This window comes from Enterobacter cloacae complex sp. HYC042_NIDB, assembly GCF_056673315.1.
In genome coordinates this window covers 3,242,572-3,266,390 of the sequence record NZ_CP109650.1, presented here as the reverse complement: position 1 = coordinate 3,266,390, position 23,819 = coordinate 3,242,572, and the positions used below count along the sequence as shown (strand labels likewise).

The following is a 23,819-nucleotide window of genomic DNA, read 5'->3' as shown; positions in this document are numbered from 1 at the left end:
CCTCAGGGGAGAGGGCCGGGGTGAGGGGTAGGAGGAAAAGATGACCACACAACGCCCTTTAGTTTCTATCTATATGCCGACATGGAACCGTCAGCAGCTGGCGATCCGCGCTATTAAGTCGGTCTTACGTCAGGATTACGATAACTGGGAACTGATCATCGTGGATGACTGTTCTTCCTCGTATGAACAGCTGCAAAAATTTGTCACCGAACTCAACGATCCGCGCGTTATGTATACCCATAACCCGATTAACTCCGGGGCGTGCGCGGTGCGTAATCAGGCGATTATGCAGGCCAAAGGGCAGTATCTGACCGGCATCGACGATGACGACGAATGGACGCCGAACCGCCTGTCCGTCTTCCTTTCGCATAAAGAGCAGCTGGTCACGCACGCTTTTCTGTATGCCAACGACTATGTCTGCCAGGGCGAGGTTTACTCGCAGCCCGCGAGCCTGCCGCTGTACCCGAAATCACCGTACTCTCGTCGCCTGTTCTACAAGCGCAACATTATCGGTAATCAGGTCTTTACCTGGGCGTGGCGCTTTAAAGAGTGCCTGTTCGACACCGAACTGAAGGCCGCGCAGGATTACGACATCTTCTTGCGGATGGTGGTGGAGTACGGCGAGCCGTGGAAAGTGGAAGAGGCCACGCAGATCCTGCACATCAACCACGGGGAGATGCAGATCACCTCCTCACCGAAGAAGTTTTCAGGCTACTTCCATTTTTACCGCAAGCACAAGGACAAGTTTGACCGTGCCAGCCGCAAGTATCAGCTCTTTACCCTGTATCAGATCCGCAATAAGCGCATGAACTGGCGCACCCTGCTGACGCTGCTGTCGGTGCGTAACGGCAAGCGTCTGGCTGACGGGCTTCGGGGGAAATAATGTTTCTGGAAGATTGCCGCGCAAACAGCTGGAGCCTGCGCCCGTGCTGCATGGTTCTGGCGTACCGCATCGCACACTTTTGCTCGGTGTGGCGCAAGAAAAACGTACTGAACAATATCTGGGCGGCACCGATTCTGGTGCTGTACCGCATCATCACCGAATGCTTTTTTGGCTATGAAATCCAGGCCGCTGCCACCATTGGCCGCCGCTTTACCATCCACCACGGCTATGCGGTGGTGATCAACAAGTTCGTGGTTGCAGGCGATGATTTCACCATTCGCCACGGGGTGACGATCGGCAACCGCGGGCCGGACAGCCTGGCCTGCCCGGTGATCGGCAATAACGTCGAGCTGGGGGCGAACGTGGTGATGATTGGCGACATTACGATTGGTAACAACGTGACGATCGGGGCGGGCAGCGTGGTGCTGGACAGCATTCCGGATAACGCGCTGGTGGTGGGAGAAAAAGCCCGCGTGAAGGTGATTAAATGAACATTCTGCAATTTAACGTACGCCTCGCAGAAGGCGGAGCGGCAGGCGTGGCGCTGGATCTGCACCAGCGTGCCCTGCAAAAAGGACTTCAGTCCCGGTTTATTTACGGCTACGGCAAAGGCGGCAAGAAAAGCGTCAGCCATGATAACTTCCCGCAGGTGCACAAGCACACGCCGCGTCTGACCTCTGTTGCCAACATTGCGCTGTTCCGCCTGTTTAACCGCGATCTGTTTGGCAACCTGAACAGTCTTTATCGCACCGTGACCCGCACCAGCGGCCCGGTTGTGCTGCATTTTCACGTGCTGCACAGCTACTGGCTGAATCTGGAAGAGGTGGTGGCGTTTTGTCAGAAGGTGCAGGCCCACAAGCCCGACACCCGCTTCGTCTGGACGCTGCACGATCACTGGAGCGTAACCGGACGCTGCGCGTTTACCGACGGCTGCGAAGGCTGGAAAGATAGCTGCCAGAAATGCCCGACGTTGAGCAACTATCCGCCGGTGAAGGTGGATCGCGCGCATCAGTTGGTAGACGGAAAGCGTCAGTTGTTCCGCGACATGCTTTCGCTCGGCTGCACGTTTATCTCCCCGAGCCAGCACGTGGCCGACGCCTTCAACAGCCTGTATGGGGCAGGGCGCTGTCAGATTATCAACAACGGTATCGACGTGGCGACGGAAGCCATCCTGGCCGAGCTGACGCCGGTGGCGGAAACCGCGGGCAAACCGAAAATTGCCATCGTTGCGCACGATCTGCGCTACGACGGCAAAACCAATCAGCAGCTGGTGCGCGACATGATGGCGCTCGGCGACAAAATTGAACTGCATACCTTTGGCAAATTCTCGCCGTTCGAAGGCGCTAACGTGGTGAATCACGGGTTTGAAACCGACAAGCGCAAGCTGATGAGCGCCCTGAATGGTATGGACGCGCTGGTGTTCAGCTCCCGCGTGGATAACTACCCGCTGATCCTCTGCGAGGCGCTCTCCATCGGCGTGCCGGTGATTGCCACCCACAGCGATGCAGCGCGCGAAGTGCTGGAAAAATCTGGCGGAAAAACCTTCGCCGGGCACGAGGTCCTGCCTCTGGTGCAGCTGCCGAAGGCGCAGATCGCCGAGGCCGTTTTTGGCACTGACCTGGAATCGTTCCGCAACCGCAGCCGCAAGGCCTACAGTGGACAACAGATGCTGGAGGAGTATGTCTCGTTCTATCAGAATCTGTAGTTATCTGCTGCTGCCGCTGATCTACCTGCTGGTTAACGTTAAAATTGCCCAGCTCGGCGAAAGCTTCCCGATAACCATCGTAACTTTTTTGCCCGTTCTGCTTCTGCTGTATGTCGATAAAATCAACCTGAAGAAGCTGATGATTGCCCTGGGGCTGGGCACGGGCCTGACGCTGTTTAACTACATCTTTGGCCAGTCGCTGGATGCCAGTAAATACGTCACTTCAACCATGCTGTTTGTTTATATCGTAATTATTATTGGCATGGTCTGGAGTATTCGCTTCAAAACTATTTCACCGCACAATTATCGGAAAATCCTCAGGTTCTTTTATATTGCCGTTGCGTTAATTGTTGTGCTTGCCGCACTGGAAATGGCGCAGATTATTTTGACCGGTGGCAGCAGCCTGATGGAGATAATTTCGAAATATCTCATTTACAGTAACAGCTATGTACTGAACTTCATTAAGTTTGGTGGTAAGCGTACAACGGCGCTCTATTTTGAACCGGCGTTTTTCGCTCTGGCGTTAATCTCAATTTGGCTCAGCATCAAACAGTTTGGTATCAAAACGCCTAAGACCGATGCTATGATTCTTGCAGGAATCGTTCTGTCTGGATCGTTCTCAGGGGTAATGACATTTATCCTGTTTTATCTGCTGGAGTGGGCGTTCCAGTACCTGAACAAAGATGCGATTAAGAAAAAACTGCCGCTGGCGATAATCTCTCTGACGGTATTTTTAGTAGGCGTCATATTCGCGTTTCCGTACATTTCAGAACGTCTGGGTGATTTGGGAACGGAAGGGTCATCGTCCTATTATCGCATCATTGGTCCGCTGGTGATGGTGGGTTATTCCTTAACCCATATCGATGGTGTAGTAAGATTCGGCTCACTTTACGAATATGTTGCATCATTCGGAATCTTTAACGGTGCGGATGTCGGTAAAACCATAGACAATGGTCTGTATCTGTTAATTATTTATTTTTCATGGTTCGCCGTACTGTTGACGCTGTGGTATCTGTTTAAAGTTTTCAAAATGATGATCAACGCGTTTGGTGATAACCAGAACTTTCGCGTGCAGCTTTATCTTTTTACGCCGGTGTCGCTGTTTTTTACCGGGTCAATATTTAGCCCGGAATATGCTTTCTTGATTGTCTGTCCGTTTATTTTGCGTAAGGCGCTTAATATTACGAACGTATGACGAAATGAGGTGATTTATGTTTCTTAGCGTCATTACTGTCGCTTTTCGTAATTACGAAGGGGTGGTAAAAACCTGGCGCTCGCTGCGCAACCTGGCGCGCGATCCAAGCCTCACCTTTGAGTGGATCGTGGTCGACGGCGGCTCGAACGATGGCACGGCGGAGTTTCTGGAAAAACTCAACGGTGAGTTCAACTTACGCTACATCAGCGAGAAAGATAAAGGCATCTACGATGCGATGAACAAGGGCATTACTATGGCCCAGGGCCGTTATGCCATCTTCCTCAACTCGGGCGATATTTTCCACGACGACGTGGCGCTGTTTGCTCGTCAGCTGGCGCGCCAGAAAGAGGATGCCATGTATATTGGCGATGCGCTGCTCGATTTTGGCGACGGGCATAAAGTCTGCCGTAGCGCCAAGCCAGGCTGGTATATCTACCACAGCCTGCCGGCCAGCCATCAGGCCATTTTCTTCCCGGTAAACGGTCTGAAAAAACAGCCTTACGATTTGCAGTACAAGGTGTCATCCGATTATGCGCTGGCCGCCAGCCTGTATAAATCAGGTTACCCGTTCCGTCGAATTAAAGGGCTGGTGTCTGAATTTTCGATGGGCGGCGTGTCAACGTCTAATAATCTGGAATTATGCCAGGATGCAAAAAAGGTGCAGCGTCAAATATTACGCGTGCCGGGATTCTGGGCGGAATTGTCTTATTTATTACGCCTGCGTACGACAGGTAAAACGAAAACCTTATATAACAAAGCCTGAATATAAGGAAACGCAATGCAGGATTTAAAAGGTTTCTCCGTGCCGAAAGGTTTTCGGGGCGGGAACGGTATTAAGGTACAGCTATGGTGGGCGGTTCAGGCAACCTTATTTGCCTGGTCGCCGCAAATACTGTACCGCTGGCGAGCCTTTTTATTGCGCCTGTTTGGCGCAAAAATCGGAAAAAACGTAGTTATTCGACCTTCGGTAAAGATTACCTACCCCTGGAAATTAACCCTCGGGGATTACGCCTGGGTAGGGGATGACGCGGTGTTATATACCTTGGGCGAGATTACGATTGGCGCAAATTCGGTGGTTTCACAGAAGTGTTATTTGTGCACCGGCAGCCACGACTTTATGAGCCCGCATTTTGATATTACCGCTTCGCCTATTGTGATCGGTGAGAAGTGCTGGCTGGCAACGGATGTTTTTGTTGCACCAGGTATTTCTGTTGGCGATGGCACGGTAGTCGGTGCCCGCAGCAGCGTTTTTAAATCGCTACCGGCAAATAAAGTTTGCCGTGGCAACCCCGCAGTGGTGATACGCGAACGCGTTGAAACTGATTAAATTCATAAGTAGAGGAATATAAACATGTCTAAAGTCGCTCTCATCACCGGCGTTACCGGGCAGGATGGTTCTTACCTGGCAGAACTGCTGCTGGAGAAAGGGTATGAAGTGCACGGTATTAAACGTCGTGCGTCTTCTTTCAACACCGAACGTGTGGATCACATCTATCAGGATCCTCACGCGGCAAACCCGAAATTCCACCTGCACTACGGCGACCTGACCGATACCTCCAACCTGACCCGTATCCTGCAGGAAGTACAGCCGGATGAAGTGTACAACCTGGGGGCGATGAGCCACGTAGCGGTCTCCTTCGAGTCCCCGGAATACACCGCTGACGTTGACGCCATGGGTACCCTGCGTCTGCTGGAGGCGATTCGCTTCCTCGGTCTTGAGAAGAAAACTCGCTTCTACCAGGCATCTACCTCCGAGCTGTACGGCCTGGTGCAGGAAATTCCACAGAAAGAGACCACGCCGTTCTACCCGCGTTCCCCGTACGCTGTGGCGAAACTGTACGCCTACTGGATCACCGTGAACTACCGTGAATCCTACGGTATGTACGCCTGTAACGGCATTCTGTTCAACCACGAATCCCCGCGCCGCGGCGAAACCTTCGTGACTCGTAAAATCACCCGCGCGATCGCCAACATTGCTCAGGGTCTGGAATCTTGCCTGCACCTCGGCAACATGGACTCCCTGCGTGACTGGGGCCATGCCAAAGACTACGTGAAAATGCAGTGGATGATGCTGCAGCAGGAACAGCCAGAAGACTTCGTTATCGCGACCGGCGTGCAGTACTCCGTGCGTCAGTTCGTTGAGATGGCTGCGGCGCAGCTGGGCATCAAGCTGCGCTTCGAAGGCACCGGCGTGGAAGAGAAGGGTATCGTTGTGTCCGTGACCGGCCACGACGCGCCAGGCGTGAAGCCAGGCGACGTAATTGTGCAGGTTGACCCGCGTTACTTCCGTCCTGCTGAAGTAGAAACCCTGCTGGGCGACCCAACCAAAGCGCACGAGAAGCTGGGCTGGAAACCTGAAACCACTCTGCAGGAGATGGTTTCCGAGATGGTGGCCAAAGACCTTGAAGCAGCGAAAAAACACTCCCTGCTCAAGTCTCATGGCTACGAGGTTGCCATCGCGCTGGAGTCCTGAGAATGACAAAACAACGTATTTTTGTCGCCGGTCATCGCGGAATGGTGGGTTCCGCGATTGTCCGCCAGCTGGAACAGCGCGGTGACGTAGAGGTGATTGTCCGCACCCGTGACGAGCTGAACCTGCTCGACAGCCGTGCGGTACAGGACTTTTTTGCCAACGAACGCATTGACCAGGTGTATCTGGCGGCGGCGAAGGTGGGCGGCATTGTCGCTAATAACACCTACCCGGCGGATTTCATCTACGAGAACATGATGATCGAGAGCAACATCATTCACGCGGCGCATCTGCACAACGTGAACAAGCTGCTGTTCCTCGGTTCATCCTGTATCTACCCGAAGATGGCGAAGCAGCCGATTGCCGAGAGCGAACTGTTGCAGGGCACGCTTGAAGCCACTAACGAGCCGTATGCGATTGCCAAAATTGCCGGGATCAAGCTGTGCGAGTCCTACAACCGTCAGTACAACCGCGACTATCGCTCGGTGATGCCGACTAACCTGTACGGACCGCACGACAACTTCCACCCGAGCAACTCGCACGTGATCCCGGCGCTGCTGCGTCGCTTCCACGAGGCGACTGCCGAAAACGCCCCGGACGTGGTGGTGTGGGGCAGCGGAACACCAATGCGCGAGTTCCTGCACGTTGACGACATGGCGGCTGCCAGCATTCACGTGATGGAACTGGATCGCGAGGTGTGGCAGGAAAACACCGAGCCGATGCTGTCGCACATTAACGTGGGTACCGGCGTGGACTGCACCATTCGCGAGCTGGCGCAGACCATCGCGCAGGTGGTGGGCTACAAGGGCCGCGTGGTGTTTGACGCGACCAAACCGGACGGCACGCCGCGCAAGCTGCTGGACGTGACCCGTCTGCATCAGCTGGGCTGGTATCACGAGGTCTCACTGGAGCAGGGGCTGGCCAGCACCTACCAGTGGTTCCTGGAAAACCAGCACCGCTTCCGGGGGTAATGATGTTTTTAAGTCAGGAAGATTTTGCCACGGTAGTGCGTTCCACTCCGCTCATCTCGATTGATTTGATCGTGGAGAACGAACGCGGCGAGTTCTTGCTGGGGAAACGAACCAATCGTCCTGCACAGGGCTTCTGGTTCGTGCCCGGCGGGCGCGTGCAGAAGGATGAGACGCTGGTTGATGCGTTTGAGCGTCTCACTCTGGCGGAGCTGGGCCTGCAGCTGCCGATGGCAGCGGGCCAGTTTTACGGGGTCTGGCAGCACTTCTATGACGATAACTTTTCGGGCACCGGGTTCTCCACGCACTACATCGTGCTGGGGTTCCGCCTGAAGGTGAGTGAGGCAGACCTGCGTCTGCCTGATTCTCAGCATGACGATTACCGCTGGCTAACGCCAGAGGCGCTGCTGGCAAGCGACAACGTCCATGACAACAGTCGGGCGTACTTCCTCGCGGAACGTCAGGCCGAGGTGCCAGGACTATGAAAATCCTCGTCTACGGAATTAACTACTCGCCGGAATTAACCGGTATCGGGAAATACACCGGCGAGATGGTGGAGTGGATGGCGAGCCAGGGACATGACGTGCGGGTGATTACTGCCCCGCCGTACTACCCGGAGTGGAAGGTAGGCGAACGCTATTCCAGCTGGCGCTATCGCCGCGAAGAGGGGGCCGCGACCGTCTGGCGCTGCCCGCTCTACGTGCCGAAACAGCCCTCGACGCTGAAACGTTTAATTCATCTGGGCAGCTTTGCCCTCAGCAGTTTCTTCCCGCTGATGGCGCAGCGTCGCTGGAAGCCGGATCGTATTATCGGCGTGGTGCCGACGCTGTTCTGCACGCCGGGCATGCGCCTGCTGGGAAAACTCTCCGGCGCGCGCACCCTGCTGCACATTCAGGATTATGAAGTGGACGCCATGCTCGGTCTGGGTATGGCCGGAAAAGGCAAGGGCGGCAAGGTGGCGAAGCTCGCCAGCGCCTTTGAGCGCAGCGGCCTGCATAACGTGGATTACGTCTCAACGATCTCGCGCTCGATGATGAATAAGGCGCAGGAGAAGGGCGTCCCGGCGGAGAAGGTGATCTTCTTCCCGAACTGGTCCGAAGTGGCGCGTTTTCGCGACGTGACGGAGCAAGAGGCTCAGGCGCTGCGCGCCCGGCTCGGTTTGCCTGGAGACCAAAAAATCATTCTTTACTCAGGCAACATTGGCGAAAAGCAGGGGCTGGAGAGCGTTATTGAAGCGGCCCAGCTGCTGATCGAACAGCCGTGGACGTTTGTGATTGTCGGACAGGGCGGGGGAAAAGCGCGGCTGGAGAAGATGGCCAGTGAGCGCGGCCTGACCAACGTGAAGTTTTACCCGCTGCAATCGTACGACGCGCTGCCCGCGCTGCTGAAAATGGCGGATTGCCATCTGGTAGTGCAAAAACGCGGCGCGGCGGATGCGGTGCTGCCGTCCAAGCTGACCAACATTCTGGCAGTGGGCGGTAACGCGGTGATTACGGCCGAAGCCGAAACTGAATTAGGCCAGCTGTGTGACGCCTATCCGGGGATTGCCGTGTGCGTGGAGCCGGAATCCGTTCCCGCGCTGGTCACCGGCATTGAACAGGCACTCGCCATGCCAAAAGTGAACACGGTGGCACGTGAATATGCCGAACGCACGCTCGAGAAAGAGAACGTGCTGAGCCAATTTATTGCAGATATACGGGGATAAATCATGAGTCAAACCACTTTGTATCCGGTTGTGATGGCTGGTGGCTCTGGTAGCCGGTTGTGGCCGCTGTCCCGCGTGCTCTATCCAAAACAGTTCCTCTGCCTGAAAGGGGATCTCACCATGCTGCAGACGACGGTAAACCGTCTGCACGGCGTGGAGTGTGAAAGCCCGGTGGTGATTTGTAACGAACAGCACCGCTTTATCGTTGCCGAGCAGCTGCGCCAGCTGAACAAGCTCACGGAAAACATCATCCTGGAGCCTGCCGGACGTAATACCGCGCCCGCGATCGCCCTGGCGGCGCTGGCGGCAAAACGCAGCAGCCCTGACTGTGACCCGCTGATGCTGGTCCTGGCGGCAGATCACGTTATCCAGCAGGAAGACGCATTCCGCGACGCGGTGCGTGCCGCGATCCCTTACGCCGAGAGCGGCAAGCTGGTGACCTTCGGCATCGTGCCGGATCTGCCGGAAACCGGCTACGGTTACATCCGTCGCGGCAGCGTAACTCCGGGTGAGGGCGATAGCGTGGCGTTTGACGTGGCGCAGTTTGTCGAAAAACCGAATCTCGAAACCGCGCAGGCCTATGTCGCCAGCGGTGAATATTACTGGAACAGCGGGATGTTCCTGTTCCGCGCCGGACGCTATCTCGAAGAACTGCGCAAATACCGCCCGGATATTCTGAACGCCTGCGAAAAAGCGATGGCGGTGGTGGACCCGGATCTCGACTTTATCCGCGTGGATGAAGAGGCGTTCCTCGCCTGTCCGGAAGAGTCTATCGACTACGCCGTGATGGAACGCACGGCTGACGCGGTGGTAGTACCGATGGATGCAGGCTGGAGCGACGTTGGCTCCTGGTCCTCCCTGTGGGAGATCAGCGCCCATACCCCGGAGGGTAACGTCCATCACGGCGATGTGATTAGCCACAAAACTGAAAACAGCTACGTTTACGCCGAGTCTGGCCTCGTCACCACCGTCGGGGTGAAGGATCTGGTGGTTGTCCAGACCAAAGACGCGGTGCTGATTGCCGACCGTAATGCCGTGCAGGACGTTAAAAAAGTGGTTGAGAAGATCAAGGCCGATGGCCGTCACGAACACCACATTCACCGTGAAGTGTACCGTCCGTGGGGCAAATATGACTCCATCGACGCGGGTGACCGCTATCAGGTGAAGCGCATCACCGTGAAGCCGGGCGAGGGGCTGTCGGTGCAGATGCACCATCACCGCGCTGAACACTGGGTGGTGGTGGCGGGTACGGCCAAAGTGACCATCGACGACGAAGTGAAGCTGCTGGGTGAAAACGAGTCCATTTATATTCCGCTGGGCGCCACGCACTGTCTGGAAAACCCGGGAAAAATTCCTCTCGACTTAATTGAGGTGCGCTCCGGCTCGTATCTGGAAGAGGACGATATTGTGCGCTTCCAGGATCGCTACGGGCGCGTGTAGCACGCAGCATCATGCCCGGCGGCGCTGCGCCTGCCGGGCCTACGAATGACAAAAATAAATTTGGCCATTAAGTGGTCAGGGCCAACTGTTGCCTGAAAAAGGGGTCATCATGGAAAAATTAACCTGTTTTAAAGCCTACGATATTCGCGGCAAGCTGGGCGAAGAGCTGAATGAAGACATCGCGTGGCGCATCGGTCGCGCGTACGGCGAATATTTAAAACCTAAGACCATCGTGCTGGGCGGCGACGTGCGTCTGACCAGCGAATCCCTGAAGCTGGCGCTGGCAAAAGGGCTGCAGGACGCGGGCGTGGACGTGCTGGACATCGGCCTGTCCGGTACCGAAGAGATCTATTTTGCCACCTTCCACCTCGGCGTGGACGGCGGTATCGAAGTGACGGCCAGCCACAACCCGATGGACTACAACGGCATGAAGCTGGTGCGCAAGGGCGCGCGCCCGATTAGCGGCGACACCGGCCTGCGCGACGTGCAGCGCCTCGCGGAAGCCAACGACTTCCCGCCGGTGAACGACGCGAAGCGCGGCAGCTACAAGCAGATTAACCTGCAGAAAGAGTACATCGACCACCTGCTGGGCTACATCAACGTGGCGAACCTCAAGCCGCTGAAGCTGGTCATCAACTCCGGTAACGGCGCGGCAGGCCCGGTTGTCGATGCGCTGGAAGCCCGCTTTAAGGCGCTGAACGTGCCGGTGACCTTCGTCAAGGTACACAACACGCCGGACGGTAACTTCCCGAACGGTATTCCTAACCCGCTGCTGCCGGAGTGCCGCGACGACACCCGTAACGCGGTGATTGAGCACGGTGCCGATATGGGCATCGCCTTCGACGGCGACTTCGACCGCTGCTTCCTGTTCGATGAGAAAGGGCAGTTTATCGAAGGCTACTACATCGTTGGCCTGCTGGCGGAAGCGTTCCTCGAGAAAAATCCGGGCGCGAAGATCATTCACGATCCGCGTCTTTCCTGGAACACCGTCGACGTGGTGAAGGCCGCGGGCGGCGAGCCGGTGATGTCTAAAACCGGCCATGCCTTCATCAAAGAGCGCATGCGCGAAGAAGACGCTATCTACGGCGGCGAGATGAGCGCCCACCACTATTTCCGTGATTTTGCCTACTGCGACAGCGGGATGATCCCGTGGCTGCTGGTGACCGAGCTGCTGTGCCTGAAGGGGCAGAGCCTGGGCGAGCTGGTGCGCGACCGCATGGCGGCCTTCCCGGCGAGCGGGGAGATCAACAGCAAGCTGGCGCAGCCGGCCGAGGCGATTGCCCGCGTTGAACAGCACTTTGCCATTCACGCGCTGGAGATTGACCGTACGGACGGCATCAGCATGGCGTTCCCGCAGTGGCGCTTTAACCTGCGTTCGTCCAACACCGAGCCGGTGGTGCGCCTGAACGTGGAATCCCGCGCTGATACGGCGCTGATGGAAGCCCGAACGAAGGACATTCTGGCGCTGTTGAATCAGTAACAATTGCCCCTCCCGGCGGGAGGGGGAACCGAATACAGGAACAACGATGACGAATCTAAAAAAACGCGAACGAGCGAGAACGAATGCATCGTTAATCTCTATGGTGCAGCGTTTTTCTGATATCACCATCATGGTCGGTGGATTGTGGGCGGTGTGTCGGATCAGCGGGCTGCCGTTCTTATATATGCATCTTCTGATGGCCCTGATTGCGCTGGTTGTGTTTCAGATGATCGGCGGGATGACCGATTTCTACCGCTCGTGGCGCGGCGTGAAAATGACCACCGAACTGATGCTGCTGCTGCAGAACTGGACTCTGAGCCTGATCTTCAGCGCCGGTCTGGTGGCGTTCAGCCATGATTTTGACAACCGCTTCGTGACCTATCTCTGCTGGTACCTGTTAACCAGCGTCGGCATGGTCGTGTGCCGTTCCCTGATCCGTTTTGGCGCGGGCTGGCTGCGTAACCGCGGCTATAACCGTCGTTTCGTGGCGGTGGCAGGCGATCTGCCCGTCGGCAGGGTGCTGCTCGACAGCTTCCGCAAAGAGCCGTGGTTAGGGTTTGAAGTGGTGGGGATTTACCACGACGCGAAGCCGGGCGGCGTGCCTGCGGACTGGGCGGGCAATTACGCGCAGCTGATTGAAGACGCGAAGGCCGGAAAAATTCATAACGTCTATATCGCCATGCAGATGAAAGACGAAACCCGCATCAAGCAGCTGATGCGCGAGCTGGCGGACACCACCTGTTCGGTGATCCTGATCCCGGACGTGTTTACCTTCAACATTCTGCATTCCCGCATTGAAGAGGTGAACGGCGTACCGGTGGTACCGCTGTACGACACGCCGCTGTCGGGTATCAACCGCGTGCTCAAGCGCGTGGAAGATATCGTACTCTCTTCCCTGATTTTACTGCTCATTTCCCCAGTGCTGTGCTGCATCGCCCTGGCGGTGAAGCTGAGCTCTCCCGGCCCGGTTATCTTCCGTCAGACCCGCTACGGCATGGACGGTAAACCGATCATGGTGTGGAAATTCCGCTCCATGAAGGTGATGGAGAACGACAAGGTGGTGACCCAGGCGACGCAGAACGATCCGCGCGTCACCCGCGTGGGGAACTTCCTGCGCCGCACTTCGCTTGACGAGCTGCCGCAGTTCATCAACGTCTTTACCGGCGGCATGTCGATTGTTGGCCCGCGTCCGCACGCGGTGGCGCATAACGAGCAGTACCGTTCGCTGATTGAGGGCTACATGCTGCGCCATAAGGTGAAGCCGGGCATCACCGGCTGGGCGCAGATCAACGGCTGGCGCGGCGAGACCGACACGCTGGAAAAAATGGAAAAACGCATCGAGTTCGATCTGGAGTACATCCGCGAGTGGAGCCTCTGGTTCGATATCAAGATTGTTTTTCTGACCATCTTCAAAGGTTTCGTGAACAAAGCGGCGTACTAAGATGAGCTTACGTGAAAAAACCATCAGCGGCGCCAAGTGGTCAGCGATGGCGACCATCGTCATCATTGGCCTCGGCCTGGTGCAGATGACGGTGCTGGCGCGCATTATCGATAACCACCAGTTCGGCCTGCTGACCGTCTCGCTGGTGATTATCGCGCTGGCCGACACGCTGTCTGACTTTGGTATCGCCAACTCGATTATCCAGCGTAAAGAGATTAGCCATCTCGAGCTGACCACGCTCTACTGGCTGAACGTGGGGCTGGGGATTTTCGTGTTTGTGCTGGTGTTCCTGCTGAGCGACACCATCGCCAGCGTGCTGCACAACCCGGATCTCGCCCCGCTGATGCGTACGTTGTCCTTTGCATTCGTAGTGATCCCGCACGGGCAGCAGTTCCGCGCGCTGATGCAGAAAGAGCTGGAGTTCAACAAGATCGGCATGATCGAGACCAGCGCGGTGCTGGCGGGCTTTACCTTTACCGTGGTGAGCGCCCATTTCTGGCCGCTGGCGATGACCGCCATCCTCGGTTACCTGGTTAACTCTGCCGTGCGTACGCTGCTGTTCGGCTACTTTGGCCGCAAGATTTATCGTCCGGGGCTGCATTTCTCTCTCGCGTCCGTCTCGTCCAACCTGCGCTTTGGCGCGTGGCTGACGGCGGACAGCATTATTAACTATGTGAACACCAACCTCTCGACGCTGGTACTGGCGCGCATCCTGGGCGCGAGCGTGGCGGGGGGCTACAACCTGGCCTATAACGTTGCGGTTGTTCCTCCTATGAAGCTGAACCCCATTATCACTCGCGTGCTGTTCCCGGCGTTCGCCAAGATTCAGGACGACACCGAGAAGCTGCGCGTCAACTTCTACAAGCTGCTTTCCGTGGTGGGGATTATCAACTTCCCGGTGCTGCTGGGGCTGATGGTGGTTTCCAGTAACTTCGTGCCGCTGGTGTTTGGCGAGAAGTGGAACGGCATTATCCCGATCCTGCAGCTGCTGTGCGTGGTGGGGCTGCTGCGCTCCGTGGGCAATCCGATTGGTTCTCTGCTGATGGCGAAGGCGCGCGTGGATATCAGCTTTAAATTCAACGTGTTCAAAACTTTCCTGTTTATTCCGGCGATTATCGTCGGCGGGCATATGGCGGGCGCCATCGGCGTCACGCTGGGCTTCCTGCTGGTGCAGATCGTCAATACCGTTCTGAGCTACTTCATCATGATCAAACCGGTGCTGGGCTCCAGCTACCGTCAGTACATCCTGAGCCTGTGGCTGCCGTTCTATCTCTCATTGCCGACCCTGGCGGTGAGCTACGGTCTGAGCATTATCCTCAGCGGGCATCTGCCGCTGGCCGCGCTGCTGGCGGTGCAGGTTGCCGCGGGCGCGCTGGCGTTTGGCGTGATGATTGTGCTGTCGCGCAACGCGCTGGTGGTAGAGATGAAGCGCCAGTTTTGCCGTAACGAAAAAATGAAAACGCTGCTTCGCGCAGGCTAGTTCTTTAAGAGGCCATTATGAAATTATTAATTCTTGGCAACCATACCTGCGGCAACCGTGGCGACAGCGCCATCCTGCGCGGTTTACTGGATGCAATTAACACCCTTAAGCCTGAGACTGAAGTGGACGTGATGAGCCGTTATCCGGTCAGCTCATCCTGGTTACTGAACCGCCCGGTGATGGGCGACCCGCTTTACAGCCAGATGAAACAGCACAATAACGCCGCGGGCGTGATGGGGCGCGTGAAGAAAGTGCTGCGCCGTCGCTACCAGCATCAGGTGCTGCTTTCCCGCGTCACCGACACCGGCAGGCTGCGCAACATCGCGATCGCGCAGGGCTTTACCGATTTCGTGCGTCTGCTTTCCGGCTATGACGCCATTATTCAGGTCGGCGGCTCGTTCTTCGTCGATCTCTACGGCGTGCCGCAGTTTGAGCATGCGCTGTGCACGTTCATGGCGAAAAAGCCGCTGTTTATGATCGGCCACAGCGTCGGGCCGTTCCAGGATCCGCAGTTCAACCAGCTCGCAAATTATGTGTTTGGCCACTGCGACGCGCTGATCCTGCGCGAATCGGTCAGCCTCGACATGATGAAGCGTAGCGAAATTGACACCTCTAAAGTAGAACACGGCGTGGATACCGCCTGGCTGGTGGATCACCAGGACGATAACTTCCAGCCGAGTTACGCGGTGCAGCACTGGCTCGACGTGACGGCGAAACAGAAGACCGTCGCGATTACCCTGCGCGAGCTGGCGCCCTTTGATAAGCGTTTAGGTACGACCCAGGCGGCGTATGAGAAAGCCTTCGCCGACGTGGTGAACCGCGTGCTGGACAGCGGGTACCAGGTGCTGGCGCTCTCAACCTGCACCGGCATCGACAGCTACAACAAAGACGACCGTATGGTGGCGCTGAACCTGCGCAACCTGGTGAACGACCCGTCCCGCTACCACGTGGTGATGGACGAGCTGAACGACCTGGAGATGGGCAAACTGCTCGCAGCCTGCGACCTGACCGTGGGTACCCGTCTGCACTCGGCAATTATCTCCATGAACTTTGGCACGCCGGCCATCGCCATTAACTATGAGCACAAGTCCGCCGGGATTATGCAGCAGCTTGGTATGCCGGAGATGGCCGTGGATATTCGTCATCTGCTGGACGGATCGCTCGGTGCAATGGTGGGGGACACCCTGGGTCAACTGCCCGCGATCAATGAACGCCTGGCGGTGGCGGTGAAAGCCGAGCGCGAGAAGGGCATTGACATGGTGAAGTCGGTACTTGACCGCGTGCGGGAGGGGAAATGAAGGTTGGTTTCTTCTTACTGAAATTTCCGCTGTCGTCTGAGACCTTTGTACTGAACCAAATTACCGCGTTTATCGATATGGGATATGACGTGGAGATCGTCGCCCTGCAAAAGGGCGACACCAAAAATACCCATGCGGCGTATGCCCAGTATGGGCTGGAGGCGAAGACCCGCTGGCTGCAGGACGAACCGGCCGGGAAGCTGAGCAAGCTACGTTACCGGGCCAGCCAGACGTTACGCGGGATCCACCGCGCGTCGACGTGGCGCGCGCTGAACGTTTCCCGCTATGGATCAGAATCTCGCAATTTAATTCTGTCGGCCATCTGCGGGCAAACGGCGCAGCCGTATCGTGCCGACGTGTTTATCGCCCACTTTGGCCCGGCGGGGGTCACCGCCGCGAAACTGCGTGAGCTTGGTGTAATTGACGGAAAAATTGCGACCATCTTCCACGGTATCGACATTTCCAGCCGTGAGGTGCTGAACCACTACACGCCGGAGTATCAGGAGCTTTTCCGCCGCGGCGACATGATGCTGCCCATCAGCGACCTGTGGGCCGGACGACTGAAAAGCATGGGCTGTCCGGGGGAGAAAATTGCCGTGTCGCGTATGGGCGTGGATTTAACGCGCTTCACTCGCCGCCCGGTTAAGGTGCCGGGAAAACCGCTGCAGATCATCTCCGTAGCCCGTCTGACCGAGAAGAAAGGTCTGCACGTGGCCATCGAAGCCTGCCGACAGCTGAAGGCGCGCGGGGTGGCGTTCCACTATCGCATTCTCGGCATTGGCCCGTGGGAACGTCGTCTGCGCACGCTTATCGAACAGTATCAGCTGGACGATGTCGTGGAGATGCCGGGCTTCAAGCCGAACCATGAGGTTAAAGCCATGCTCGATGAGGCTGACGTGTTCCTGCTGCCTTCGGTAACGGGCGCCGATGGCGATATGGAAGGCATTCCGGTGGCGCTGATGGAGGCGATGGCCGTTGGGATCCCGGTGGTATCGACGCTGCACAGCGGGATCCCGGAGCTGATCAAATCTGATCATTCCGGCTGGCTGGTGCCGGAGAATAACGCGATGGCTCTTGCGGATCGATTGGCTGCCTTCAGCGACATCGACCAGCAGGCGCTGGAGCCTGTGCTCCAGAATGCCCGACAAAAAGTTGAAACCGATTTTAACCAGCAGGTAATCAATCGCCAGTTAGCGAGCCTGCTGCAAACGCTGTAACGCCGAGGTTGTATGCTGAAAAAGATTACCCGACGCACCTTTGTCTCTTCTCTGTCTGTTCTGGCGGCCTCGCCGCTGCTGTCGTCCCGCATGGCGCGGGCGGCAAGCGGAAAGACGGTCTCCATTAATCAGTACAATAACAACGACTGGATCGCCGCTTTTAAGCAGGCGTTTAAGGACGGTGACACCGTCGTTGTCCCGGCCGGACTTACCTGCGAAAACATCAATACGGGCATTTTCATTCCCGACGGTAAAACGCTGCTGATCCGCGGAGCGTTGACCGGCAACGGACGTGGGCGTTTTGTGCTGCAGGAAGGCTGCAAAGTGATCGGTGAAGGCAGCGGGCGCACGGAGAACATCACGCTCGACATTCGCGGCTCGGACTGCGCGATCAAAGGGCTGGCAATGAGCGGATTTGGGCCGGTGACGCAGATCTACATTGGCGGCAAGAAACCTCGCGTGATGCGCAATCTGGTGATTGATAACATCAGCGTGAGCCAGGCTAACTACGCCATCCTGCGCCAGGGCTTTCACAATCAGGTTGATGGCGCCCGGATCACCAACAGCAAATTCAGCCATCTGCAGGGCGATGCGATCGAGTGGAACGTGGCCATCAATGACCGCAATATTCTGATCTCCGATCATGTGATCGATAACATCAACTGCACCAACGGCAAGATCAACTGGGGCATCGGCATCGGCCTCGCCGGCAGCACCTACGATAACGACTACCCGGAAAAGCAAACCGTGAAGAACTTCGTGGTGGCAAATATCACCGGCAGCAACTGTCGCCAGCTGGTGCACGTTGAGAACGGGAAACACTTTGTTATCCGCAATATAAAGGCCAAAAATATTACCCCCGATTTCAGTAAAAAGGCGGGTATAGACAATGCGACGGTCGCCATTTATGGCTGTGATAATTTCATTATTGATAATGTCGACATGGTCAATAGTGCCGGAATGTTAATCGGCTATGGCGTAATTAAAGGCGATTATTTGTCCATCCCGCAGAACTTCAAGCTCAACAATATTCACCTCGATAATCGCCAGCTAGCGTATAAGCTGCGCGGAATTCAAATTTCATCCGGTAATGCGACCTCCTTTGTAGCGATCACCAACGTGGAGATGAAGCGGGCGACGCTTGAGCTGCACAATAAGCCGCAGCATCTTTTCTTACGTAATATCAATGTGATGCAGGAGGCAGCTATTGGCCCCGCGCTGAAGATCAACTTCGACCTGCGTAAAGATGTGCGGGGTAAATTTATGGCCAAAGACGAAACCTTGCTGTCGCTGGCGAACATTAAAGCGGTGAATGAGAAGGGGCAGAGTTCGGTGGATATTGACCGGGTGGATCAGCAGGTAGTGAATGTGGAAAGGCTGAATTTTGCGCTTCCGCACAGATAATCGACAACTTTCTTTTTTGAGACTATTCCTGGCACAGAAGTGTGATCTATTCAGATTGCAACTACAGAAATTTGTGGGGCTAAGGCGTAACATTGCCAGAGGATTACGGCAAATCATGCTGGCGAAAACAGGTTTAAGAGCTATAATTCGTCAACCATTTTAAGGTGGAAGAAATAATGATTAATTTGAAAGCAGTCATTCCGGTAGCAGGCCTGGGCATGCATATGCTGCCCGCCACTAAAGCCATTCCTAAAGAGATGCTGCCGATCGTCGACAAACCGATGATTCAATACATCGTCGACGAGATTGTTGCTGCAGGGATCAAAGAAATCGTCCTGGTTACCCATTCGTCCAAGAATGCGGTTGAGAACCATTTCGACACCTCTTACGAACTCGAAGCGTTGCTTGAGCAGCGCGTCAAACGCCAGCTGCTGGCAGAAGTGCAGTCTATCTGTCCGCCAGGCGTAACCATTATGAACGTGCGTCAGGCACAGCCGCTGGGTCTGGGTCACTCGATTTTGTGTGCCCGTCCGGTAGTGGGTGATAACCCATTCATCGTTGTTCTTCCGGACATCATCATCGATACCGCTTCAGCCGATCCGCTGCGTTACAACCTGGCGGCAATGGTGGCTCGTTTCAATGAAACCGGCCGTAGCCAGGTGCTGGCGAAACGCATGAAGGGCGATCTTTCCGAGTACTCCGTTATCCAGACAAAAGAAGCGCTGGAGACGGAAGGGCAGGTGAGCCGCATCGTTGAGTTCATCGAAAAACCCGATCAGCCGCAGACGCTGGATTCGGATCTGATGGCGGTTGGCCGTTATGTTCTGAATGCCGATATCTGGGCGGAGCTGGAAAAAACTGAGCCAGGCGCCTGGGATCGTATCCAGTTGACCGATGCAATTGCAGCACTGGCGAAAAAACAGTCCGTTGACGCGATGCTGATGACAGGTGACAGCTACGACTGCGGTAAGAAACTGGGATACATGCAGGCGTTTGTGAACTATGGGCTGCGCAACCTGAAGGAAGGGGCGAAGTTCAGAAACCGGATTGAGAAGCTGTTGGCTAACGACTGATATTCCTTCCGCGTCCAGAACAAACGGCAGTTATCATTTTTGGTGTTGAGACATAACCAAAATGATAACTGCCGTTTTTTGTTATTAATTTTAATGATTACATAGGGTTATCTGATTCAAATCTCAGCAGCTTTGTAGCGATTTGTGCTTGTTTCTCTGGTCGTTTAGGACGACAATTAACGCCTGTTTTTGTCTGTAACCAGACAAGCAAAATCATTAATCAAACATCGCTCAGTGCACTGGTAGCTGTTAAGCCAGGGGCGGTAGCGTGCTCAATTTCTGAAACCATTATTAAACACTCAGGTTTCAGAACCCCAGTATCCAGACATATACACTAGACGGAACAGATAACGTGAAAATTCTTGTGACGGGCGGGGCTGGTTTTATCGGCTCAGCGGTTGTGCGACATATTATTAAAAATACACAGGACGATGTCGTCAATGTTGATAAGCTCACCTATGCCGGAAATCTGGAGTCGCTAACAGAAGTTAGTGATAGCAACCGATATGCCTTTGAGCATGCCGATATTTGCGACAAAGACGCCATGGATCGGATCTTTGCAAATCATAAGCCTGATGCGGTAATGCATCTGGCTGCTGAAAGCCACGTTGACCGTTCTATTACGGGCCCGGCTGCGTTTATCGAAACCAATATCGTCGGCACTTATGTGCTTCTGGAAGCCGCCCGTGCGTACTGGTCCACGCTTGATGAGCAGGCGAAGAAAGCGTTTCGTTTCCATCACATCTCTACCGACGAAGTGTATGGAGATTTGCCGCATCCTGATGAGCATCCTGCATCAACTGAGCTGCCACTCTTTACTGAAACTACCGCGTATGCGCCCAGCAGTCCGTATTCAGCGTCAAAAGCCTCCAGCGATCATCTCGTTCGTGCCTGGATGCGTACCTACGGTTTCCCGACCATCGTCACCAACTGTTCAAATAACTATGGCCCTTACCATTTCCCGGAAAAACTGATTCCGTTGGTTATCCTGAATGCATTGGACGGCAAAGCGCTGCCTATTTACGGCAAGGGCGATCAAATCCGCGACTGGCTCTATGTTGAAGACCATGCGCGTGCACTCTATACCGTGGTCACCCAAGGGAAACCGGGGGAGACGTACAACATTGGTGGACATAACGAAAAGCAAAACCTGGATGTGGTGCATACGATTTGCGATCTGCTGGATGAGATTGTGCCTAAAGAGGGGTCGTATCGCGATCAGATTACCTATGTTGCTGACCGTCCGGGCCATGACCGCCGCTATGCGATTGATGCTGAGAAAATTGGACTTGAGCTTGGCTGGAAGCCTGCGGAAACATTTGAAAGTGGGATTCGTAAAACAGTTGAATGGTATTTGGCGAACACGACATGGGTAGAAAACGTTAAAAACGGGAATTATAAGACCTGGATTGTACAAAATTATCAAAATCGTTAAGGGCTGTCCGCCTCGATATTTATATGGTTAATTAGCTGATAGGGGACGACAATGAAAATTTTAGTGACTGGGGGAACTGGATTTCTCGGTACTGCTTTAGTCAAAACGTTAAGATCAGCAGGTCACCAGGTAATTTTCACTACGCGTCGAGAAGAAAATATTGAACAGGGAATGTATAATCTTGGCGATATTTCGGCTCAAACGAATTGGACTACGCTTTTACAAGGTTGTGATACTGTCATTCATACCGCAGGAAGAGCTCATATCCTTAAAGATGATGCTGAAGATGCGCTGACAGAATTTCGTCGTGTCAACCATGATGCGACAATGAAATTAGCTAATGACGCTGCAAACTGTGGCGTAAAACATTTCATCTTCGTCAGTTCAATTGGAGTAAATGGTAATTCCACATCGGGAATCCCTTTCAGTGAATCGACACCTGCCAGACCAACGTCAGATTATGCTATTTCCAAGCTGGAAGCCGAGGAAAGCCTTCTCAAGGCATTTTCAGGTAGTAATATGGCAATAACAATCGTTCGTCCGGCTTTAATATGTGGTCCAAATGCTCCGGGTAATATTCAACGCTTATTAAAGTTAGTGTCTAAAAACCTGCCTCTGCCTTTTAAGTCAGTAAAAAATAAGCGCGCCCTTGTTTCACTGGACAATGTTGTGAGCTTTATAAGCGAATGTACAACAAATGAAAAGTCAAAAAATGAACTTTATCTTTTGGCTGACCAGGAGCATCCTTCAACTGAAGAAATGATTACGGCATTTTCTACCGGGATGGGCATGACAGCGCGGATTGTTTATTTCCCTCGGGCATTACTTAAAATTTTTCTTTCAGCAATGAGGAAAAAAAGTATATATGACCAACTGTATGGCGATTTGGAAGTCGACTCAACGAAATCAAGGGAACAGCTTCAATGGACTCCACCCGTTACGTTGCAGGAAACGATGGTAAAAACAGCGAAGAATTTTATTGAAGGTAAAAAATAATGTTGTATCTGGGGATTGTCGTTTTTGCATTCTTTATCTCATGCGCGATGACCTGGGGTTTAAGGTTGTACGCCATCAAGAATAATGTGATTGATCAGCCAAACCAAAGAAGCTCACATAGTGTGCCGACGCCCCGCGGTGGAGGGGTTGCTATAGTATTAACATTATTAGCTGCATTACTATGGTTGGTACTGACAAAACATATCTCTTATGAGACATTTTTAGGCTTCTTCGTGCCGGGCTTATTGATTGCGGTTATCGGTTTTCTCGATGATCATGGACACATTGCTGCGCGCTGGCGTTTGCTGATGCATTTCTTAGCAGCAGCAATAGGTCTCTATTTCTTAGGAACGTTTCCGGATATTGATATATTTGGCTATGTCGTATCTTTGTCATGGTTTGGAATAATCATAGGAAGCGTCTATCTTGTGTGGATGTTGAATCTATATAACTTTATGGATGGCATTAATGGTCTTGCAAGCTCTCAAGCCATTACTTTTTCTCTGTGCAGTGTCGTTATAATAACGCTTAGCCAAAACCCTGGTTCTCCTGATGCGATGACGATGATTGCACTGGCTCTCGCTGGGGCTGCCGCAGGATTCATTGTGTGGAACTTCCCTGTGGCAAGGATCTTCATGGGGGATGCTGGAAGTGGTTTTTTAGGTATTACTATTGGCCTGATGATTCTTTATTTTGCAAAGCTAGATTCACATGTCTTGTTCGCTGAACTTTGTCTGCTTGGTATTTTTATTGTGGATGCAACTACTACCTTGCTTAGAAGATTACTGGCTGGTAAAAAAGTTTATGAAGCACATGCAAGCCATTGCTATCAAATTCTTGCCCGCAAATATAAGAGCCATGTTCCGGTAACATTGGCGGCGATTGCAATAAATATTGTGTGGTTGTTCCCAATTGCATACTTAATCATTTCTGCAAAAATTGATGGAATTGTTGGCATCATCATCGCGTGGCTACCATTGATATTTATCGCTTTCAAATGTGGGGCTGGAGTCAAAGACAAAGAGAATGCATAAATGAATGATCTGATAATTATAGGAGCTGGAGGGCATGGACGTACGCTGTACGAAACTGCTAGACTTTTGGGATATGAAAATATTGTATTCCTCGATGATAATGAATCGTGCTTAAATACTTCAGAGATTCATGTTATTGGGAAAACATCAGATCTTAATCTCTATGCGGACACTGCCAAACATATTGCTATAGGCATTGGCAATAATAAGCTAAGAGAAGTATTCCACCATCAGCTTCAAAGTTTAAGTATTACTCCTACAACGCTGGTACACCCCTTTGCATTTGTGAGTCCGTCCGCTACCTTGGGGAGCGGGAGCGTAGTTTTAGCCGGTGCAGTTATTGGCGCAAACTCAACCTTAGGAGCAGGTACGATAGTTAATAGTCATTCGACGGTGGATCATGATTCGACTCTTGGTGATTTTGCCCACTTAGGGGTTGGCGTGCATCTTGCCGGTGGTGCGAGTATTGGGAGATCGGCTTTTCTGCAAGCGGGAACAGTGGGTGGATATAGTGCAACAGTGGATGAGCATGCCATATGCCCTCCCGGTACTATTTTATAAATTAATAGCAAGCTTTAACGAGGCGACTAGTTTT

22 protein-coding genes are annotated in these 23,819 nt (G+C 54.0%); all 22 read left to right on the top strand.

Annotated elements, in window-relative coordinates:
• Positions 1-40 precede the first annotated feature (40 nt).
• The 22 genes from wcaA (at position 41) to OKF39_RS15605 (ending at position 23,785) form a co-directional block, all read left to right on the top strand.
• Complete coding sequence (wcaA, locus tag OKF39_RS15710) at positions 41-883, top strand: colanic acid biosynthesis glycosyltransferase WcaA (RefSeq protein WP_028013800.1); 843 nt, start codon at positions 41-43, stop codon at positions 881-883.
• The gene (wcaB, locus tag OKF39_RS15705) at positions 883-1,374 is read left to right on the top strand and encodes a colanic acid biosynthesis acetyltransferase WcaB (RefSeq protein ID WP_045260418.1); all 492 of its coding nucleotides are present in this window, start codon (positions 883-885) and stop codon (positions 1,372-1,374) included. The genes wcaA and wcaB overlap by 1 nt, the downstream gene beginning before the upstream one ends.
• Positions 1,371-2,588 carry a colanic acid biosynthesis glycosyltransferase WcaC gene (wcaC, locus tag OKF39_RS15700; RefSeq protein WP_126345314.1) on the top strand — a complete coding sequence of 406 codons (1,218 nt, stop codon included), beginning with the start codon at positions 1,371-1,373 and terminating at the stop codon, positions 2,586-2,588. Before wcaB ends, wcaC begins: the two co-directional genes overlap by 4 nt.
• Entirely contained in the window at positions 2,563-3,783 is a 1,221-nt protein-coding gene (gene wcaD / locus OKF39_RS15695) for a colanic acid polymerase WcaD (protein ID WP_028013797.1), read from the top strand. The genes wcaC and wcaD overlap by 26 nt, the downstream gene beginning before the upstream one ends.
• 16 nt (positions 3,784-3,799) lie before the next feature.
• The gene (wcaE, locus tag OKF39_RS15690) at positions 3,800-4,546 is read left to right on the top strand and encodes a colanic acid biosynthesis glycosyltransferase WcaE (protein ID WP_028013796.1); all 747 of its coding nucleotides are present in this window, start codon (positions 3,800-3,802) and stop codon (positions 4,544-4,546) included.
• A gap of 15 nt (positions 4,547-4,561) precedes the next feature.
• Complete coding sequence (wcaF, locus tag OKF39_RS15685; RefSeq protein ID WP_045260414.1) at positions 4,562-5,110, top strand: colanic acid biosynthesis acetyltransferase WcaF; 549 nt, start codon at positions 4,562-4,564, stop codon at positions 5,108-5,110.
• Between the two features lie 24 nt (positions 5,111-5,134).
• On the top strand, positions 5,135-6,256 hold the full coding sequence (gmd, locus tag OKF39_RS15680) for a GDP-mannose 4,6-dehydratase (protein WP_003863514.1): 1,122 nt from the start codon (positions 5,135-5,137) through the stop codon (positions 6,254-6,256).
• Between the two features lie 2 nt (positions 6,257-6,258).
• Positions 6,259-7,224: a GDP-L-fucose synthase gene (gene fcl / locus OKF39_RS15675; RefSeq protein ID WP_024908102.1), complete on the top strand. Its 966-nt coding sequence runs from the start codon at positions 6,259-6,261 to the stop codon at positions 7,222-7,224.
• A gap of 2 nt (positions 7,225-7,226) precedes the next feature.
• Positions 7,227-7,706 carry a GDP-mannose mannosyl hydrolase gene (locus OKF39_RS15670; RefSeq protein WP_074135958.1) on the top strand — a complete coding sequence of 160 codons (480 nt, stop codon included), beginning with the start codon at positions 7,227-7,229 and terminating at the stop codon, positions 7,704-7,706.
• Positions 7,703-8,926: a colanic acid biosynthesis fucosyltransferase WcaI gene (wcaI, locus tag OKF39_RS15665; RefSeq protein WP_479983127.1), complete on the top strand. Its 1,224-nt coding sequence runs from the start codon at positions 7,703-7,705 to the stop codon at positions 8,924-8,926. Before OKF39_RS15670 ends, wcaI begins: the two co-directional genes overlap by 4 nt.
• A 3-nt stretch (positions 8,927-8,929) precedes the next feature.
• The gene (gene cpsB / locus OKF39_RS15660; RefSeq protein ID WP_479983126.1) at positions 8,930-10,366 is read left to right on the top strand and encodes a mannose-1-phosphate guanyltransferase; all 1,437 of its coding nucleotides are present in this window, start codon (positions 8,930-8,932) and stop codon (positions 10,364-10,366) included.
• Positions 10,367-10,475: 109 nt separating this feature from the next.
• Complete coding sequence (gene cpsG, locus OKF39_RS15655; RefSeq protein WP_041909126.1) at positions 10,476-11,846, top strand: colanic acid biosynthesis phosphomannomutase CpsG; 1,371 nt, start codon at positions 10,476-10,478, stop codon at positions 11,844-11,846.
• A 46-nt stretch (positions 11,847-11,892) separates the two neighbouring features.
• Positions 11,893-13,287: an undecaprenyl-phosphate glucose phosphotransferase gene (gene wcaJ / locus OKF39_RS15650; RefSeq protein ID WP_041909129.1), complete on the top strand. Its 1,395-nt coding sequence runs from the start codon at positions 11,893-11,895 to the stop codon at positions 13,285-13,287.
• Position 13,288: 1 nt separating this feature from the next.
• Positions 13,289-14,767, top strand: a complete 1,479-nt coding sequence (wzxC, locus tag OKF39_RS15645) for a colanic acid undecaprenyl disphosphate flippase WzxC (RefSeq protein WP_479983125.1) — start codon at positions 13,289-13,291, stop codon at positions 14,765-14,767.
• Between the two features lie 17 nt (positions 14,768-14,784).
• Positions 14,785-16,065 carry a colanic acid biosynthesis pyruvyl transferase WcaK gene (gene wcaK, locus OKF39_RS15640; RefSeq protein WP_063942178.1) on the top strand — a complete coding sequence of 427 codons (1,281 nt, stop codon included), beginning with the start codon at positions 14,785-14,787 and terminating at the stop codon, positions 16,063-16,065.
• A complete protein-coding gene (gene wcaL, locus OKF39_RS15635; protein WP_479983124.1) occupies positions 16,062-17,282 on the top strand; it encodes a colanic acid biosynthesis glycosyltransferase WcaL in 1,221 nt (406 codons plus the stop codon). Before wcaK ends, wcaL begins: the two co-directional genes overlap by 4 nt.
• Positions 17,283-17,294: 12 nt before the next feature.
• Positions 17,295-18,686, top strand: coding sequence for a colanic acid biosynthesis protein WcaM (gene wcaM / locus OKF39_RS15630; RefSeq protein WP_049137378.1), 1,392 nt, complete (start codon positions 17,295-17,297; stop codon positions 18,684-18,686).
• 176 nt (positions 18,687-18,862) lie between these two features.
• Entirely contained in the window at positions 18,863-19,759 is an 897-nt protein-coding gene (gene galF, locus OKF39_RS15625) for a GalU regulator GalF (protein WP_048957548.1), read from the top strand.
• A gap of 352 nt (positions 19,760-20,111) precedes the next feature.
• The gene (gene rfbB, locus OKF39_RS15620) at positions 20,112-21,194 is read left to right on the top strand and encodes a dTDP-glucose 4,6-dehydratase (protein ID WP_479983123.1); all 1,083 of its coding nucleotides are present in this window, start codon (positions 20,112-20,114) and stop codon (positions 21,192-21,194) included.
• Positions 21,195-21,245: 51 nt separating this feature from the next.
• On the top strand, positions 21,246-22,190 hold the full coding sequence (locus tag OKF39_RS15615) for an NAD-dependent epimerase/dehydratase family protein (protein ID WP_047367926.1): 945 nt from the start codon (positions 21,246-21,248) through the stop codon (positions 22,188-22,190).
• On the top strand, positions 22,190-23,224 hold the full coding sequence (locus OKF39_RS15610; RefSeq protein ID WP_193066419.1) for an MraY family glycosyltransferase: 1,035 nt from the start codon (positions 22,190-22,192) through the stop codon (positions 23,222-23,224). Before OKF39_RS15615 ends, OKF39_RS15610 begins: the two co-directional genes overlap by 1 nt.
• Entirely contained in the window at positions 23,225-23,785 is a 561-nt protein-coding gene (locus OKF39_RS15605) for a PglD-related sugar-binding protein (protein WP_479983122.1), read from the top strand. It begins immediately after the preceding gene.
• Positions 23,786-23,819 lie beyond the last annotated feature (34 nt).